Source organism: Gilliamella sp. W8145, from assembly GCF_016101145.1.
Classification (GTDB): Bacteria; Pseudomonadota; Gammaproteobacteria; order Enterobacterales; family Orbaceae; genus Gilliamella; species Gilliamella apis_A.
Genome location: NZ_JACFRC010000001.1, coordinates 746008 through 762357 on the forward strand (window position 1 = coordinate 746008; position 16350 = coordinate 762357).

The 16350-nt window shown below is 31.9% G+C and carries 20 protein-coding genes; 7 read left to right on the forward strand and 13 right to left on the reverse strand.

Annotated features, from left to right (window positions below):
• Nucleotides 1-63: 63 nt before the first annotated feature.
• The 10 genes from hxlB to H3T80_RS03405 all read right to left on the reverse strand — a co-directional run bounded on the left by hxlB (nucleotide 64) and on the right by H3T80_RS03405 (nucleotide 8293).
• On the reverse strand, nucleotides 64-600 hold the full coding sequence (gene hxlB, locus H3T80_RS03360) for a 6-phospho-3-hexuloisomerase (protein ID WP_086360713.1): 537 nt from the start codon (nucleotides 598-600) through the stop codon (nucleotides 64-66).
• 10 nt (nucleotides 601-610) lie between these two features.
• Nucleotides 611-1261: a ribulose-phosphate 3-epimerase gene (locus tag H3T80_RS03365; protein ID WP_198200011.1), complete on the reverse strand. Its 651-nt coding sequence runs from the start codon at nucleotides 1259-1261 to the stop codon at nucleotides 611-613.
• 15 nt (nucleotides 1262-1276) lie between these two features.
• Nucleotides 1277-1792: a YjbQ family protein gene (locus H3T80_RS03370; protein ID WP_086357980.1), complete on the reverse strand. Its 516-nt coding sequence runs from the start codon at nucleotides 1790-1792 to the stop codon at nucleotides 1277-1279.
• 96 nt (nucleotides 1793-1888) lie between these two features.
• Complete coding sequence (locus tag H3T80_RS03375; protein ID WP_034901958.1) at nucleotides 1889-2173, reverse strand: PTS sugar transporter subunit IIB; 285 nt, start codon at nucleotides 2171-2173, stop codon at nucleotides 1889-1891.
• Nucleotides 2174-2187: 14 nt separating this feature from the next.
• Nucleotides 2188-3525: a PTS galactitol transporter subunit IIC gene (locus H3T80_RS03380; RefSeq protein ID WP_198200012.1), complete on the reverse strand. Its 1338-nt coding sequence runs from the start codon at nucleotides 3523-3525 to the stop codon at nucleotides 2188-2190.
• Between the two features lie 29 nt (nucleotides 3526-3554).
• Entirely contained in the window at nucleotides 3555-4010 is a 456-nt protein-coding gene (locus H3T80_RS03385) for a PTS sugar transporter subunit IIA (RefSeq protein ID WP_086364284.1), read from the reverse strand.
• Nucleotides 4000-5976, reverse strand: coding sequence for a transcription antiterminator (locus tag H3T80_RS03390; RefSeq protein WP_198200013.1), 1977 nt, complete (start codon nucleotides 5974-5976; stop codon nucleotides 4000-4002). Before H3T80_RS03390 ends, H3T80_RS03385 begins: the two co-directional genes overlap by 11 nt.
• A gap of 226 nt (nucleotides 5977-6202) precedes the next feature.
• Nucleotides 6203-7003 carry an AraC family transcriptional regulator gene (locus H3T80_RS03395; protein WP_110447777.1) on the reverse strand — a complete coding sequence of 267 codons (801 nt, stop codon included), beginning with the start codon at nucleotides 7001-7003 and terminating at the stop codon, nucleotides 6203-6205.
• Nucleotides 7004-7028: 25 nt separating this feature from the next.
• Nucleotides 7029-7583: a YbhB/YbcL family Raf kinase inhibitor-like protein gene (locus tag H3T80_RS03400; RefSeq protein WP_198200015.1), complete on the reverse strand. Its 555-nt coding sequence runs from the start codon at nucleotides 7581-7583 to the stop codon at nucleotides 7029-7031.
• Between the two features lie 101 nt (nucleotides 7584-7684).
• A complete protein-coding gene (locus H3T80_RS03405; RefSeq protein WP_110447775.1) occupies nucleotides 7685-8293 on the reverse strand; it encodes a riboflavin synthase subunit alpha in 609 nt (202 codons plus the stop codon).
• A gap of 194 nt (nucleotides 8294-8487) precedes the next feature.
• Between H3T80_RS03405 and crcB the strand changes: the two genes are divergently transcribed.
• Together crcB and H3T80_RS03415 are read left to right on the forward strand one after the other, a co-directional pair.
• On the forward strand, nucleotides 8488-8865 hold the full coding sequence (gene crcB / locus H3T80_RS03410) for a fluoride efflux transporter CrcB (protein ID WP_086357986.1): 378 nt from the start codon (nucleotides 8488-8490) through the stop codon (nucleotides 8863-8865).
• A gap of 105 nt (nucleotides 8866-8970) precedes the next feature.
• On the forward strand, nucleotides 8971-9369 hold the full coding sequence (locus tag H3T80_RS03415; protein ID WP_110447774.1) for a cell division inhibitor SulA: 399 nt from the start codon (nucleotides 8971-8973) through the stop codon (nucleotides 9367-9369).
• Nucleotides 9370-9975: 606 nt separating this feature from the next.
• On the opposite strand, the gene H3T80_RS03420 is transcribed toward H3T80_RS03415, so the two are convergent.
• Nucleotides 9976-10620 carry a TetR/AcrR family transcriptional regulator gene (locus H3T80_RS03420; RefSeq protein ID WP_198200017.1) on the reverse strand — a complete coding sequence of 215 codons (645 nt, stop codon included), beginning with the start codon at nucleotides 10618-10620 and terminating at the stop codon, nucleotides 9976-9978.
• Nucleotides 10621-10821: 201 nt separating this feature from the next.
• Here H3T80_RS03420 and H3T80_RS03425 point away from each other — a divergent pair, with 201 nt between their 5' ends.
• The 3 genes from H3T80_RS03425 (at nucleotide 10822) to H3T80_RS03435 (ending at nucleotide 13553) form a co-directional block, all read left to right on the forward strand.
• Complete coding sequence (locus H3T80_RS03425) at nucleotides 10822-12033, forward strand: Tm-1-like ATP-binding domain-containing protein (protein WP_198200020.1); 1212 nt, start codon at nucleotides 10822-10824, stop codon at nucleotides 12031-12033.
• A 16-nt stretch (nucleotides 12034-12049) separates the two neighbouring features.
• Complete coding sequence (locus H3T80_RS03430) at nucleotides 12050-12883, forward strand: phosphoenolpyruvate hydrolase family protein (RefSeq protein ID WP_086364579.1); 834 nt, start codon at nucleotides 12050-12052, stop codon at nucleotides 12881-12883.
• Between the two features lie 253 nt (nucleotides 12884-13136).
• Complete coding sequence (locus H3T80_RS03435) at nucleotides 13137-13553, forward strand: DoxX family protein (protein ID WP_110447771.1); 417 nt, start codon at nucleotides 13137-13139, stop codon at nucleotides 13551-13553.
• Between the two features lie 69 nt (nucleotides 13554-13622).
• On the opposite strand, the gene H3T80_RS03440 is transcribed toward H3T80_RS03435, so the two are convergent.
• Both H3T80_RS03440 and H3T80_RS03445 read right to left on the reverse strand, forming a co-directional pair.
• Nucleotides 13623-14498, reverse strand: a complete 876-nt coding sequence (locus tag H3T80_RS03440) for a DUF4261 domain-containing protein (RefSeq protein WP_198200022.1) — start codon at nucleotides 14496-14498, stop codon at nucleotides 13623-13625.
• Between the two features lie 647 nt (nucleotides 14499-15145).
• Nucleotides 15146-15697: a cysteine hydrolase family protein gene (locus tag H3T80_RS03445; RefSeq protein WP_198200024.1), complete on the reverse strand. Its 552-nt coding sequence runs from the start codon at nucleotides 15695-15697 to the stop codon at nucleotides 15146-15148.
• A gap of 106 nt (nucleotides 15698-15803) precedes the next feature.
• Between H3T80_RS03445 and H3T80_RS12350 the strand changes: the two genes are divergently transcribed.
• On the forward strand, nucleotides 15804-15905 hold the full coding sequence (locus H3T80_RS12350; protein WP_198200026.1) for an AsnC family transcriptional regulator: 102 nt from the start codon (nucleotides 15804-15806) through the stop codon (nucleotides 15903-15905).
• Nucleotides 15906-15997: 92 nt separating this feature from the next.
• Entirely contained in the window at nucleotides 15998-16195 is a 198-nt protein-coding gene (locus tag H3T80_RS12355) for an Lrp/AsnC ligand binding domain-containing protein (RefSeq protein WP_370548259.1), read from the forward strand.
• Nucleotides 16196-16350 lie beyond the last annotated feature (155 nt).

Genomic DNA, 16350 nt, shown 5'->3' on the forward strand with positions numbered 1-16350 from the left:
TTAAGATTGGAACTACTGTAATAAGTAGAATTTTATCTCAAGGGTGTAAGTTTAGTTTGTATTCTATTCAATATTAGCATGACGGTTTTTCATTAATTCTGGCGTCTGTTGCAATTCTGTCATTAGACTGTAAACAATGCTGTCATAAGTGAGTAATGATAGTTGTTCAAACGTACTGCCCATCGGTTGATTTAGTTCAAGCACTTTTATTGGAATTGCCACAATATTATCCGCTAACTTAGCTAAGCTAGAGTTACCATTGGTAGTAAATAGTATTATTTTAACGCCAAGTGCTTTTGCTTGATTAGCATAAGCAATTAAGCTTTTGGTTTCACCGGAACTCGATCCTAAAATTAATAAATCACCGACATTTGCTTTTGGTTTACTAATTTCAGTTATCAAGCTAACATTCAAGCCCAAATGCATTAATCGATTAGCAAATGCCCCAATCATTAACCCAGAGCGACCGGTCCCAGCAAGAAAGATGTGTTTTGCTGCAATAATGGCATTTTTAAATTGGCTAAGTTGTTCCTCATTGATGGAGCTTACTTGTGCTGATATTTCAGTTAATATTTTTGATAATACATCTTTGGTATCCATTATTATTTCCCTATTTGATTGCCGCTTTTAATCTTTCTATGTTGCTTTCAAGCGGATTATTGTTAAAGATAAATCCCCCCGATACGATACTGTTTGCGCCAGCCGTAACACATGAAGATATGTTTTGATCGCTAATATTGCCATCAACCTGAATATCGTAATGATAATTACCGATTTGTTTTATACTTTTCAATTGTTCTATTTTTGGTAACGTAAAAGGTAAAAAACTTTCATTTTTTTGGCCAGGATTGACCGTCATGACTAAAACCTGATCGACCTGAGGTAATAACAGCTTCAGATTTTCAACTGGTGTACAAGGGTTTATAGCTATACCGACTTTAATATTACTATTTTTAATTTTATTAATAATATATGAATGATGCGCCGTTGCTTCATAATGAAAGGTAATAATATCAGCTTTAGCATCAATAAAATCAACTATGGCTAATTCAGGTTTTTCAACCATTAGATGGCAATCTAAAATAAAATCAGTATGCGCTTTTAGATTTTTAACAAAACTAGCATTAAAGCCTAGATTGGGTACATAATGATTATCCATTACATCAATATGTAGTTGGCGAATACCTAAAGTTTGTAGACTTTCTAGAGTCTCTTTGATCCGATAAAGATCAGAATTAAATAGTGATGGAGACAGTATCATAATTATCTCCTTTTATTAACGACCCATCAGCATAAAATTAACATTACGTTTCCTTTCACGTAGTGCATCCCAATCGACAAAATAAATTCGTCCTAACTGCCCTAATAACGGCTGGCCATCTTTGATAATTAATACTATTGAAAAATGACCAAACAGTGATGATTTGATATGAGCATCGGTATTTAACATAACCCATTTTTCAGCTGGATAATTAGGATCACTAAGACTTAAACCAAATTCAACATGCTTTGGACCCGGTGAGTTATATTGATTTTCGCTGGTCATCCGTGGAGCAATTTTTTCTAATGTATTGTTGATATCAACTTGCAGAAATTCATCACCAAAAAAATTAGTATCGTGCATACATTCTTCAAAAAAAAGTGAACATGTTGTATGGCTAGTAGCTATCGTTAATTGACCATTTTGGATATTGGATTGCTTTACAAACTGTTTTAATTGCTCAGTAATATCGTGGTATGAATGCCTACCTGCAACCGTGTTGATTTCAATGGCATGATGAATAATATTCATAATAGTTTATTCCTTATTATAGCCCCATCTACTTTGTAGCTAAGCTTCACAAAATAAATGAGGCGATCATTATCAAAACTTAAAGTTGAATTTAAATTAAATAGCTAAACGCTTTTTCAATTCAGCAAAAAATTCATTTAATCCAACACCAGTAAGTAGTGGTAATCCATTAATTACTTTCGCTTTAATTGAATCCGGTACAATAGTTGTGCTTACAACCACATCATAAGAGTCAATCTTATTAAGTTCATCAGCAATCTTAGATTGATAAATTTTTACCTGATCTGTTAATTTTTCATCACTAAGCCATTTATTCACTTTGCTTACTGCGATAGTCGAAGTTGCATGCCCTGCACCACACATAATAAGTAAATTCTTCATATGATTATTTCCTTTTAATACATTTCAATTTTTTTGATTTTGTTGATATAGATAAGTAAGCAAAGAATAACTAGCGCTAAACCAATTAAACCAATAAAACCAAGATGAGTTAATAACAGTACGAATAAGGTTACTGGCCATAATCCACATAAAATGACAGTAACAATACCAGCAGTACCTACATCGTAATTAGCCAAATGGAATACATCAGTAATAACTGGTGCAAGCCATGTTGCCATATATAAGCAGACGACCAAATAGATGGTGCCACCTAAAATTGAACGAATAATATTACCTTTGAAAAACGGTACCATTAAACAGATGCCAAAGGCATAGAAAGCTAAATCACCAAAAGGTAGTACTTTATTACCCGGTAAAATTAAGGCTAATAATAATGAAACAGGTACCATAATTAACGCAGTTGCCATTACCGCAGGATGACCAACAGTTAACGCAGCATCCATGCCGATGTTAACTTGTTTGCCATTGAGTTTTTTACTGGTAAATTCACGAGCAGCATCAGCAACTGGAAGTAAGCCTTCCATAAACATTGCCACCATTTTCGGCATAATTTTCATGATTGCAGCAGTTGAAATCGCTAATTTACCAATTTGTGGAACATCGTAATTAGCTAAGATGCCAACAACAATACCGATGATTAAACCAATTACCACTGTATCACCGAAAATCCCAAATCGTTTGGTTAATGTTTCTGAATCAGCATTTAATTTATTTAGTCCTGGGATGCGGTCAAATATCCAATTTAATGGAATTGCAACAATTGCCCCTGATAATGCCATAAGGTGAGTAACGGCAATACCCGGATATCCAAAGAAGGAACTAATTGGTTTTTGTAAAAGATCAGCTAAAAACCATTGCAACATTACTGCAGTGATACAACCAATAATACCAACCCAATATTCACCGGTTACTGAATAAGCCACTAAGCCGAGGAAAATTGCAAACCAGAAGTTCCAGATATCAACGTTTAACGTTCTAGTCCAACCGAGTGAAATAAATAAAAAGTTAATAATTAATGAAGCAGGAATGAGTAATAATCCCAATGTGGTTGAGAATGCTAACGGGCCACCTACTCCACAACCAATATCCATGATGCTTAATGACGTTCCATATTGCTCACCCATTTTTTGAATCGCAACACCTAACGTATCTGATAATAAACCAATAACTAAACCAAGACCGACAATACCAATACCGACGGTAATACCAGACATCATCGCTTTGGAAAAGCTAACTCTGAAAAACAAGGCGATAATAAAAATGATGATAGGTAAAAAAACGACCCCACCTAAATTTATTAGCCATTGAAAAATATTAATGACACTATCCATTTGTAACTCCTTAATAAAAATAATCCATCCTATTTAACACCAGCGCTATTTAAAATAGAGATAAATTCGTTAGTTGATTGACATTGTTCTAATAATTTTATTTGCTCCTCATTTTGAAATAAGCCGATTAAATTTTGTAAATTCTCAACTTGTTCATGTGGCTCTTTCATTGCTAACATGAAAATAAATTTGACCGGTATTTGCTCTTTATCATCGGTCATACCAGAAAAAATCACCGGATTTTTTAGTGATGCAAAACAAATTTGCGATTGATTCACTTTTGAGGAATCGGTGTGGGGAATTGCAAAACCAATCGAATTAACTAATAAACCAGTAGGGTATTGCTGTTCTCTTTCTAAAATACCTGTTAAATAATCTTGTTTAACAATGCCATGTGACAATAACATTTGTGCCATTGTGGTTAAGATTTCTTCTTTGGTTTTTGCCTCAATGTTAAATAGGCATAAATGTTGATCAAAGTACATTCTTGATTCCTCTTTGATTATCCAAAAATTGTTTAAGTTGTTTAAAATTTGTGAGATTTTTTAAGGACGAAATTGCTTGTTTATTTGAAACAATTTCATAAATTTCGGTAAAAACATCATTAATGCTATTGATATTGTCTTCGGAAAGACTAACCATGATAATAATACTGACATCAATCATGCCCCATTTTATTGGTCGTTTGAGGGTCATAATTGAGATACTCGATTTAATAACAAACATTGGCGAGCCATGCGGTAAAGCAATACCGTTTTCGATTGAAGTGTCGCCGATTTCTTCTCGATATAAAACTGAGTCACGATAGTTTTTAGTCACTAAACCTTTATCTTCTAACTTACTTATCAGCAAATTAAGGCAGTCACTTTTATGTTGAATATCAACATTTAATTCAATTAAATCCGCATTGACAAATTTGGCGGTAGACGGGTAATAATTACCTTTGTCTGAAAAATCGGATTGCTTATTCAAGACATAGTTAGCGTAAGCTTGAATAATATTTTGATAGTCTTGTTTGTTCAACAAAGATGATATTTTGACCATCGGTTTATTAATATTTTTGATATCAAGAGTGGTGATGATCAAGTCGACATTACTAAGCTTAGTTGAATTCAGTTTAGCCACAGAATACACTTCAATATTATCTTTAGATGGCAAAAATTTGCGGACTTTATTTAAGATTAAATTTGATGATGAACATCCATATTGACAAATAATAACGATGTTATTGGCATCAGCGGCTTTATCTAAGGCTATTTGGAAATGAATCAATAAAAATGAAATTTCATGATCATTTAAATGAATATCAAATTTACGTTCTAAGTCTGAAAGTGCATACCATAACACACTAAATAATTTCGAATATTCCTGTTTTATTTCATCTAATATTGGATTAATAATACGAATTTGCTTTTGTAACCGAGTAATCATCGGTGGAAAATGCGACAATAATGAGTGAAATAATTTGCCATCACCAGATAGATCGACACTTTCAATATCGCCTATTTTTTTGATAATTCTACGAATAATTTGCTCATAAAAACTATCATCAACAATGACATTTTCATCAATAATGCGATGAGCAAAAAACAATTTACTTAGGTATTTAATATCATTAGTCGAAAACGTCACAGTAAAAGTTAACTCTAACGTTTTAGCCAGTTCCGAGGCAATCAAATAAGATTGCATATATCGGATATGATTAAATAAGAAATCACTCTCTTCCGGAATTGAATAACCTAAACACAATCTTTTTAGCTGAATGGTGATGGATATCAGTAATGAAGATAAATAATGCTCTGAAGATTGTACGACTACTGATTCAAAACGTTCAAATAATAACTGAGTTATCTGTTCAAAAGAGTTATCGCCAATAAATGATTTCATCAATTGATTGAGATAATAATCATCTTGTTTATGAATATACAAAGATAAGAAATGTTTAATCGCTCGTTGAATTTGATTTTCATTACCGTCAATACAAATTCCTTTATGAGTGACATTTAATAGAATATTTTCTTGCTCAAGAGCCCGATTAATAAATTCAATATCTTTGTGTAACGATGTTTTACTGACTAAATAATCATCAGATAATTGTTCCAATGATACTGATTCGCTTTTAAGCAAACAGCGTTTGACAATATCTAATCGACGATATTCAGGGCTTAAGCGTCGTGATTTTTGATTGAAATAGCTATGACTATTTTTTTGTTCTAAATAGCTAATAATCGGCTCAACATCCGTTTTTTCACCTACTAGCATTAGCCCTTTACGGGGAGACTTTTCGATTCGAATATCCGTATTCGGTACCGTTATTAACTGTTCATTTAGTTTTTCAATATCGTAATATACAGTTTTAGTTGAAATTGATAATTTTGAACTAAAAAAAGCAGCCGGTTTAAATTCCGATTGGCTAAAAAGTAGTTTAAGTAATTTGATTTGTCGTTCCATTACTCAACTCCTTTTTCTAATTGTTGTTGCAATACATTCATAACTTGATGATTTAAAGTATAGTTAGTTAAATAAATAAGACGATTACATTTTTTTCCAGATTAATCTGGAATAGAATGTGATCTTAATCAATGTAAAATAATGAGATTGACTGAATATCAAGCTTAAGATGGGGTATTTGTTTTAATGTAGATAACCAATAATTGGTGGATATTAAGATAGAAACTTATTCAGAACGTAACATCTTAGGCGAAATGCCAAAGCGTTTTTTAAAATAATGGGTAAAGCGAGAACCACTATCATAACCAACTGATTGAGCAATAGTTAATATTGATTTTTGGGTAGTTTGTAATAAGACCAACCCATAATTTAAACGTACATCTAAAATAATTTGTGATAAATTTTGCCCTTCTCGAGCTAAATAACGCCTTAAAGTTGATTCGCTCATTGCAAATTGATCAGCGATAACTCTTAGTTTCCATTTTTTATCAGGTTGTTGGCTAATCATTTGTCTTATCTGGTAACTGATGCTAGTGTTATTATTGGCTTTAAAAACAATGCCTATTGAGGATAACCTGATTAATAATTCTAAAAATAGATGTTTAACTAACATCAAATTCATCCTAGAATCGTTCACTGAGCTATTTATCAATTCAGATTCTATTTGTGATAAACGATTAATAAAATTATCTCTTAAATCAGTTTCGACTTTAATCTTTTTAAGGGGTTTAGGAATAATTTGTTTATTAGAAGATGCAAATTGATTTAGTAATTCATCATACCAACTAAAACATATTGCTTGGTAAGGTGTATTATTAATCGACAAATTAGTCATATTCAAAATGGTATTCGCAGGAATAGCAATAATCTGCCCTGCTTTAACACTAAGTGTTTCACCATTCCACTCAACTAATTTTTCACCACTAATAACATATACCAGTAACGGCTGACTGTTTTCAATATATTTTAACTTATGGTTACCATGTTGAGTTATATGAATAATCTGCCCGATTAATTTAAAATCCAATTTAGTCTAACCTATTAATTATTGCCTAACGAGTGTAATGATAAGTGATACTTGTTTTGGCTATTTGATGTGCATTTGCAATAAATCCTATCATCGCGGGTGTTGTTTGATCAGTCACATCAATACGGTCAATATCAAGAGCATAAAGTGTAAACTGATAACGGTGATTGCTGTTTTCCGGTGGGCATGGACCACCATAATTAATCGTACCATAGTCATTGCGAATTAATTGACTACCTTTAGGTAACAATTTAGGTTGATTACCAGCTGATTCAGTAATAAGTTGGCTTTGCACAGGAATATTTACCACCTGCCAATGCCACCAACCGGATCCCGTCGGTGCATCAGGATCATACATGGTCAATACTAAACTTTTAGCATTAGTTGGAACATTCTGCCATTCAATTTGCGGTGAGATGTTATCGCCAGTACAACCAAATTGATTGGAAATAAATTTACTAGTAAATCCATCTTTAGCTAATTCTGGAATGATTAATTTTAATTGATCGGCTAAACAATTAAAAGGTGCAAGCATCGCCAAGCTTAATAATAATGGTTTAAAGTGTTTTGCTATAAACATGTTGTTTCCTTTTTTATTAACGTATGAATGTTTAACAATAAACCATTATTAACTAACAATCAGTACACTATCAGCCAATTTAGGTACAAATTAGCTTAACTTTATTTTTTCGTTGCTAATACCCTTTCCACCGTATCAACGATAGCTTGAGTTTGTGAGTCAATTTCAATATTTACTTCATCACCAATTTTTTTACTATCTAGAGAGGTAATCGCTAATGTTTCAGGAATTAGATGGATATTAAATTGATTATCTTTTACTTCTCCTACCGTTAAACTTGCACCATCTATACCAATAAAACCTTTATATAAAACATATTTCATAAATTTTTCTGGCATGGCTAACGTCATTTGACAGTTAGTTGCTGTTTTTTGGATGTCAATAATGGTGGCTCGGCAAGATACATGACCTGACATTACATGACCACCAATTTCATCACCATATTTTGCACTTCGTTCAATATTTACCAAATCATTTAACTTTTTACTACCGAGAGTTGTTAAGGCTAACGTTTCTTGCATAATATCAAAAGTAACCCAATCATCTTTAAAATCGGTCACGGTTAAACAACATCCGTCGTTAGCAATGGATGCACCAATTTCGATATTCGGTGTTAATTTTGCTGGTAATTTTACCTTATAAGTACGTAATTTATCTTGATCGATGATATCAATAATTTGACCAACACCTTGAACGATTCCTGTAAACATTATTTTAACCTTTATAATTCATCATTATTATCAGCTATTTTAACGCAAACCAATAAAAAATAATAATGATTACAATCAAATGATTTTGGTTAGCCTAGCTAATAAATGAAATAATTTACTCAGCAAAAAGATACCCATTTTATTAGTCTACTGATATGATCATGGTTAATTAATGATTTAAAGGTTTACCATTTATGTTAAAACTTATTTTAGCAATTTCGGTCGGTTCAGTTGCTGGTGGTTTATTACGCTGGTTTTTATCGTTAAAGTTAAATGTGATTGCTTTTACTATTCCGTTAGGGACATTAGTTGCTAATTTAATTGCTGGTTATATTATTGGTTTCGCCATTGCCTTTTTTAATCACTCTACCCTATCTTCTGAATGGAGATTGTTAATAATTACTGGTTTTTGTGGTGGATTATCGACTTTCTCCACCTTTTCAGCTGAGATTGTCAATTTTCTTCAAGAAGGACGTATTGGTTGGGGATTAACTACCATCGCTATTCATGTTGCAGGTTCAGTATTAATGACGTTTTTAGGGATTTTGACCTATCAATATTTTCGTTCATGAAGATATATTACACTATAATAATATAAAAAATGAGCAAAACGGTATTTACAACCTCAAAATACTGTATTAATATACACTGTGTAAATAAACAGTGTAGAGATTATTATGCTTATTGAACATTCATCACCACAACTTATGGCTATCAATTTTGAAACACCTTTTCAACAAGTGTTGCAACAGCAGAGACCTTTATTACGTTCGTTCAATAAAGAAAAGAAATGGCAATTATGGCTATCAGATCGTCCAATGTTAAAACGTTCATGGCTGAATATTGCTGGGCTTGATAAACAAAAAGTCGTACATTTAGCTAACCTAACTAATAATAATTTAGTCTCGACTATTGAAAAGGCATTACAAAGTAAAACCTGTAGTTATGTGGTTGCTTGTATTAACGATCTTAATGAGCAAGATAAACAACGTATAGAACAAGCCGTTTTAACCAGCGATACTTGTTTATTCTTAGTTCACGATGAGCAAAGTCAGCAATCTGTTCAATACCACTAATTTGAAAATTAACCTTTCAAATATAAAAGTATTTGGCATACAATTTAATTATTTTCTTTACTAACTTCAATTATCATAAAAAGACACTATCTAATCTAGCAGTGTCTTTTTTATTTATTATCCGATCATTAATGTTAAATCACCTGATAAACTAAATTGTTTACTACTGTGAAAGAATAAGCGAGCTTTTAAAAAGTTTATTAAATGTTGGATTAAGTTTTTAATCACTTTTTTAACAAACGAATAACATTAAAACCATCAAAAGGTTGGCAAACTAATATTGGTTTTTATTTAAGAAAATAATGGTAAATTGCGCTACAAGACTTTAAAGTTTCTAATCAATTGAATGCTGTTATTAAAAATATTTTTAAACTTACCTAATAAGACACTGTATTTATTATTCTAATTAAGATTAAAATTGATAATAGGTTAAATATTGTTATCGAAAAGAGGGAATTTAAGATTACTCTGTATTAGACTTATTTATACTTAATGCATAAATTAAACTAGCGTATCATAACTTACTGTATTTTAAATATAAGTTATAATTTTAGTTAAAACTATTGCTAAAATGTAATTAAAAAATTTTAACCGAATTTAGAACAATCAAGATTCAGTATTCAATTCATCTTGCACTTCTTGTTTAGCTTGATTAATGATAGCTTTAACAATCCATTGTGAAAGATCTATTACTTGCTCACTGTCAAAGTTCCAAATATCTTTTAACACCATGAATATTTCAGAACCATATATGATTGAAATTGAGTAGATAACTTTATCAAAAAGATCGTCAGATAATTGTGCTTTGAGTGGCTGTAATAAATTGGTAAGAATTTCCTTACGATTACCTCGCACAAGTTTTTTAGTCTTTTCAGTTAATTGTGACCGTTCATCTGCCCATTGTTTTAAAGAGAGGCTTAAAGCTGCGCGTAATGTTCCCTCATGTTTTAACATTTGTGGCAAAGCAAAAGCTAAAAAATCATTTATCCGATCTTCGACATTTTCTTTATCTGATTGCCATAAGAATATTGGACTAAGTGATTGTTCAACAGCCGCTGATATTAAATCGGTTTTAGTCGGAAAATAGCGATAAGCAGTAGCTCTAGAAATACCTGTTCTATCTGATAATTCAGTGATAGATATCTCTTTACCCTGCTCTAAAGCCTCAATCGCAGTTTCGATAAGACGATCGTAAGTTCTTTTTTTGGCTCCAGAATATTTCTTAGAAATCATTAAGCTATCTATATTCATATTTTTATTTATTGCCAATTAGTAAACTTTTGTAAATTATACAACTTTTTTTAACATAACTATAATATTAAAAAAATTTTTAAAAAAATTTAAAAAAAATGAGACTAATGTCTCATTTTTAGCTTATAATCGTCAAAGTAGTAATCGCTGATAGTTGAGTAAGAAGTATCGAGTTCTATTTTATCTGTTAAGGAGAAATAAATGGCATCGCATAATATGGTTTACTTGGTCGCGACACTAGACACAAAAGGAGAAGAGATTGTTTACGTCAAACATTTACTTAGTAAAAGAAATGTTGAAAGTAAAATCGTTGATATCTCCACTAAGCAACCACATTCTTTTAATCACATTGCTGATATTAGTGCTAGCACTGTTGCTAAATATCATCCCGAGGGTGAAAAAGCTGTTTTTGTCACCGATAGAGGAAAGGCTATCGTTGCAATGGCTAATGCATTTAAACAATTTTTAATAGCGCAAAATGATGTTGACGCTATACTCGGTTTAGGTGGTTCGGGTGGTACCGCATTAATCACTCCAGCTATGCAAGCACTGCCTATTGGCGTACCAAAGTTGATGGTTTCAACTATGGCTTCAGGTGATATATCAGGATATATCGGTGCAAGTGATATTGCCATGCTCTATTCCGTTACAGATATTGCTGGCGTAAATGTTATCTCAAGAAAAGTACTCGCCAATGCAGCTAATTCTATCGCAGGTTCAGTGTTATTTAAAACGCAAGAACAAGTTGAAGATAAGCCAGCAATTGGATTAACCATGTTCGGTGTTACTACCCCGTGTGTTCAATCACTTTCAGCAAAATTAAATGATAAATACGATTGCTTAGTTTTTCATGCAACGGGTAGTGGCGGTAAGGCAATGGAAAAATTAGCTGATAGCCATTTATTAAAAGGTGTACTTGATATTACGACCACTGAAGTTTGTGATCATCTATTTGATGGAGTACTTGCTTGTGATGAAGATCGATTTGAAGCCATTGCAAGAAGTCAAGTTCCATATATTGGATCATGTGGTGCCCTTGATATGGTTAATTTCGGTAGCCCAGATACTATTCCAGAAAAATATCGAGATCGTCTGTTTTATCCTCATAATCCACAAGTTACTTTAATGCGAACCACGCCAGAAGAGAATAAAATCATGGCAAATTGGATCGCTACTAAACTAAATAAATGTCAAGGTGAAGTCGTTTTTATTATTCCTGAAAGTGGTTTTTCTGCACTTGATATTGAAAATGGGGATTTTTGGTCACCGCAAGCGGATCAAGCTTTCATAGATGAGTTTGAAAAAGTCTTTATTCAAACTGAAAAACGACGGTTAATAAAAACCTCGCATCATATTAATTCACCAGAATTTTGTAATTTAGTTATTAACGAATTTAAAAATATAATTAAATAAAGTAATGGAGAAAATTATGAGTAGTAAACGTGCTCAATTATTAAAAAAATTCCATGATATGATTGCTAAAGGTCAACCTATCATCGGTGGAGGAGCTGGTACAGGATTATCGGCGAAATGCGAAGAAGCTGGTGGTATTGATCTGATTGTAATTTACAATTCTGGTCGTTATCGTATGGCGGGTCGCGGATCGCTAGCTGGCTTATTAGCTTATGGCAATGCCAATGAAATTGTTATGGATATGGCAAAAGAAGTATTACCGGTTGTAAAACATACTCCTGTTTTAGCTGGTGTAAATGGCACCGATCCTTTCTGCCAATTTGATCAGTTTTTAGATCAAATTAAAGCTACCGGTTTTGCTGGCGTACAAAACTTCCCTACTGTCGGTTTAATTGATGGTAATTTTAGAGCTAATCTTGAAGAAACAGGTATGGGCTATGCGTTAGAAGTTGAGATGATTCGCAAAGCACATGAAAAAGATCTGTTAACTACACCATATGTATTTAGTGAGCAAGATGCTATTGATATGACCAAAGCTGGAGCGGATATTTTAGTTCCACATATGGGCTTAACCACCGGTGGTAGTATTGGCGCCCAAACCGCATTAAAACTTGCGGATTGTGTACCTTTAATCAATCAATGGGCTAAAGCAGCTAAAGCAATTCGTCCAGATATTATTATACTTTGCCATGGTGGACCTATTTCATCCCCTGAAGATGCAGAATATATTTTACAAAATTGTCCTGATTGTAATGGTTTTTACGGCGCAAGTTCAATGGAACGTTTGCCTACAGAAACAGCATTAACTCAGACAACAGAAAGATTTAAGTCTATTCGACACCAACAATAAGTAAGCAATAACGGTGCGACGACTCGTCGCACTGCTATTTTTTCTATTCACAAACATAAGCAAATTATACTTATATCATCTTAATTTTCAGTTATAAAAATTGATGATAATTGTCTATTACTTTACTATTGATTGTTAACTGTGAGACAATCTTAATTGCAGTATCCTATGTTTTAAAAGAGTAATAACGTTTTTAAGAAATCTTTATGAGTTTCATTATTGTTATTTTGCTAACTTAATATAGGAAACCAAAATGAAAGAATATCAAACTGATGTAGCTGCATTTGTATTACGAATTGCTTTAGGTATGATGTTTTTAGCCCATGGTTTTACCAAACTACTTGTTCTAACCCCTGAAGGTACCGCCGAGTATTTTCATACTCTTGGCTTTCCTAGCTTTTTTTCTTATATCGTTATCGTTTTTGAAATTGGTGGTGGCGCACTATTGTTACTCGGTATTTTAACCCGTGCAGTAGCGCTAATTGCTTTTTTTCAACTAGCAATAATAACCATTGTACATTGGACTAATGGTTGGTCATTTACCAATCCTGGTGGTGGTTGGGAGTATCCAGCTTTTATGTCATTAACCGCTTTTAGTTTGGCATTATTAGGAACTGGGCGATTTAGTGTTTTAGCTGGTAAAAAATATCCACAAACGATTCAACAATAAGATGCTAAGTATTTAGGAAAGGTAAAGCCAAATATTTATTACCTTTCCTAAAACTCGAATAATATAAAATTAGTTATTAATTTCAATTACTAAAAGATCACCCTGATCTTTTAAGAAATACTCATCATCTTGAGGCGCTCGTAATGACATCATACGATTATCCCCCATTTCCATGGTATCGCCAGGATTCATTATTGCTTGACTTTGTCGCAAATAATTTAAAATGTTACTAAACATATCAAAATAATATTCACTTTCTTCATAACTATTGGCTAATGCAGCAAAATTAGGTAAACCAAATTTATTAGCACCATAAGTACGCATCCAAATCCCTTTAATATTTTCTATCTCATATTTAACAAAACCACAAAACAATAAAGGTAAACATTCCCCTAAAGTGGATAAACCATCTTTTTCCGAAGCTAGTGAATTAATAAAATTAACTGGTAATGAAGTATGAGCATCTTCATTAATTACTGCTAACGCATTAAATTGTTCAAAGCATGCTACTAAACGAGTTAAAGCTAAGTACTGCTCTAATACATCTTGTTCATAGCCAACATAATATAATAATAAATGACTATCACTTTCATAAACTTGTTGTTTTATTTCTTGACTATAACTAGCAGGAGTAACACATGCTTCTAATACAGCTTTAGGATAAGGCGCATTGAGACCAAATATTCTAATAACATGTTTACCCCAACTTACTAAAATACACATACCTTCTTCAAGTTGTCCGAACGGCGTTTCATATCGAATATCTTTTATGGTCGGATTAATCGATTTAAGTTTTGCTAATAATTCGTCGTTATTAATGTTAAGCGCACCGCTAAATACGATACTTAAGCTAACGGCATTTTCAATATCAGGATTTGGGACAATCGAATTATCCATCTGTTTTGATTCTGTTTTTTTAGCAAAAAAACGAGAAAATATACCCATTTCATATTCCTTATGACAACTATTCTAAATTAAATCAAATTTTGTGTATTTTATAGTAATTGACGATATAAAACTTAAACAATAATATCCACTTACATATATTAAGTAAATATTTTATTTATCAATTTTCACCATTGTAAATTTTTTAATTCAATAATTAAAAAGTCAATCAAACATCGAGTTCTAAGTGGTAATAATTTGCGACTTGGGTAAATAGCATAAATATTTAAATCCTATTAATTAATAAATATTAAAACATCGATGATTTAATCAAATATTAATAATGGTTTATTGTTTCTATAGGGGGTGCCGATAAGTTTTTATTGCTTCTAGCCAATCATTAAATTCAAATAAATTTGCTTCATTTAAATCATTTGCATCTAGTATGGGCCATGATAATCCAATGTATCCGTACAAATACAAATATTAACGAAAATGTATAAATACCATAAAAAATTGGTAGCATGAAAAACCCCAAAAAATATAACTATTAATATGATTAGCAGGATGAGCCATATAAAATCCAATTTATAAAACTAGCTATAACAAAATTCCTTTCAGTTAGGATTATCACGGATAAATATTTATGTCAAAAAATGAGGATTTTTTATTAATCCTCAAAAATTAAGAAAAAGTATTTTAACTTATTAATTTGTTTCAATGAATGATTCAATATTCATTACTGTTGCAAATCGCATCAATGCCGACATAAAGCTATTATGAACATCTGACGATGAAATAATATTACCGTTAAATTCAAGATCATGGGTAGTACAAACATCATGAATTAAAATTGGTTGGTAATTGAGTTCATATGCACAACGAGTTGTAGAATCAACACACATATGACTCATCATGCCACAAATGACCAGCTGGGTTATTTCTGCTTGCTTTAACTTCTGCTGTAATTGTGTTTGATAAAAACTATTCGGATAAGCCTTTTCAATCACAAATTCATTATATTCTTGAATAGGAAGTAATTTAGGATGTAACTGACAACCATAACTATTTTTAACAAAGAAAACAGCATTAGCATCTTGGTTAACGTGCTGGATATAAATAATCGGTAATTGCTTTTGGCGGAAATAATTTTGTAGCTTTAAGGTACATTGCAATGTCTGTTCGGTATTGTTTAATGAGTATTTTCCATTGGGAAAATAATCATTTTGTACATCAATAATCATCAATGCTTGAGTCATTTTGCTCTCCTTTGTAATGTTTTGTGTTATTATTTTGAAATAATCAACCTCTAAATGACATAGCAAATTGAAGTAATAAATCTCGGTTTGCTTTCAAATTGAAAATATGGATAAAAAAGACCACGCTATCTTAAATCAATTAAGACAAAATAGTCGTCAATCCTGGCGAGAGATCGGCGAGAAGGATTCTTATCAAGTCAAGCTGTAGGGCAACGCGTACAAGAGTTGCTAAATAATCATATTATAGAACAGTTCACAATCAAAGAACCAAAACATCAATTACAATTTATCACTATTTACATGAACTCAAATCAATTTGAATCTTTTGAAAAATTAGTAAAATCTGTTAATGAAATTTCTGAGTTTTATAAGATTACTGGTGACGGTTGTTATATGATTCTTAGCTGTTTTGAAAATGATGCATTAGATGCTTTCTTAACAAAAATCTCGAACTTTGGCCGATATAAGGTCAGCCATAAATTAAAACAAATTTTATAATTTAATCTATTTCTGTTATTTAAACATGACAAAAATAAATAAGATAGATAATTAAAAAATTTCAATTTTTTATATTTTTTTAATAAATCGACAAAAATAAGTTGCGAGTTAGTCATTTGTGTTATATGTTGTACAACAGTTAAATTTAAAGGTTT

Bases quoted from the DNA above. Each gene is read 5' to 3' on its own strand.
- H3T80_RS03385 (WP_086364284.1), bottom strand. From the start codon at position 4,010: ATGTACTTTGATCAACATTTATGCCTATTTAACATTGAGGCAAAAACC.
- H3T80_RS03365 (WP_198200011.1), bottom strand. From the start codon at position 1,261: ATGATACTGTCTCCATCACTATTTAATTCTGATCTTTATCGGATCAAA.
- H3T80_RS03400 (WP_198200015.1), bottom strand. From the start codon at position 7,583: ATGTTTATAGCAAAACACTTTAAACCATTATTATTAAGCTTGGCGATG.
- crcB (WP_086357986.1), top strand. From the start codon at position 8,488: ATGTTAAAACTTATTTTAGCAATTTCGGTCGGTTCAGTTGCTGGTGGT.
- H3T80_RS03430 (WP_086364579.1), top strand. From the start codon at position 12,050: ATGAGTAGTAAACGTGCTCAATTATTAAAAAAATTCCATGATATGATT.
- H3T80_RS03415 (WP_110447774.1), top strand. From the start codon at position 8,971: ATGCTTATTGAACATTCATCACCACAACTTATGGCTATCAATTTTGAA.
- H3T80_RS12350 (WP_198200026.1), top strand. From the start codon at position 15,804: ATGGATAAAAAAGACCACGCTATCTTAAATCAATTAAGACAAAATAGT.
- H3T80_RS03375 (WP_034901958.1), bottom strand. From the start codon at position 2,173: ATGAAGAATTTACTTATTATGTGTGGTGCAGGGCATGCAACTTCGACT.
- H3T80_RS03370 (WP_086357980.1), bottom strand. From the start codon at position 1,792: ATGAATATTATTCATCATGCCATTGAAATCAACACGGTTGCAGGTAGG.
- H3T80_RS03405 (WP_110447775.1), bottom strand. From the start codon at position 8,293: ATGTTTACAGGAATCGTTCAAGGTGTTGGTCAAATTATTGATATCATC.
- H3T80_RS03440 (WP_198200022.1), bottom strand. From the start codon at position 14,498: ATGGGTATATTTTCTCGTTTTTTTGCTAAAAAAACAGAATCAAAACAG.
- H3T80_RS03425 (WP_198200020.1), top strand. From the start codon at position 10,822: ATGGCATCGCATAATATGGTTTACTTGGTCGCGACACTAGACACAAAA.
- H3T80_RS03380 (WP_198200012.1), bottom strand. From the start codon at position 3,525: ATGGATAGTGTCATTAATATTTTTCAATGGCTAATAAATTTAGGTGGG.
- H3T80_RS03420 (WP_198200017.1), bottom strand. From the start codon at position 10,620: ATGAATATAGATAGCTTAATGATTTCTAAGAAATATTCTGGAGCCAAA.
- H3T80_RS03435 (WP_110447771.1), top strand. From the start codon at position 13,137: ATGAAAGAATATCAAACTGATGTAGCTGCATTTGTATTACGAATTGCT.
- hxlB (WP_086360713.1), bottom strand. From the start codon at position 600: ATGGATACCAAAGATGTATTATCAAAAATATTAACTGAAATATCAGCA.
- H3T80_RS12355 (WP_370548259.1), top strand. From the start codon at position 15,998: ATGAACTCAAATCAATTTGAATCTTTTGAAAAATTAGTAAAATCTGTT.
- H3T80_RS03445 (WP_198200024.1), bottom strand. From the start codon at position 15,697: ATGACTCAAGCATTGATGATTATTGATGTACAAAATGATTATTTTCCC.
- H3T80_RS03390 (WP_198200013.1), bottom strand. From the start codon at position 5,976: ATGGAACGACAAATCAAATTACTTAAACTACTTTTTAGCCAATCGGAA.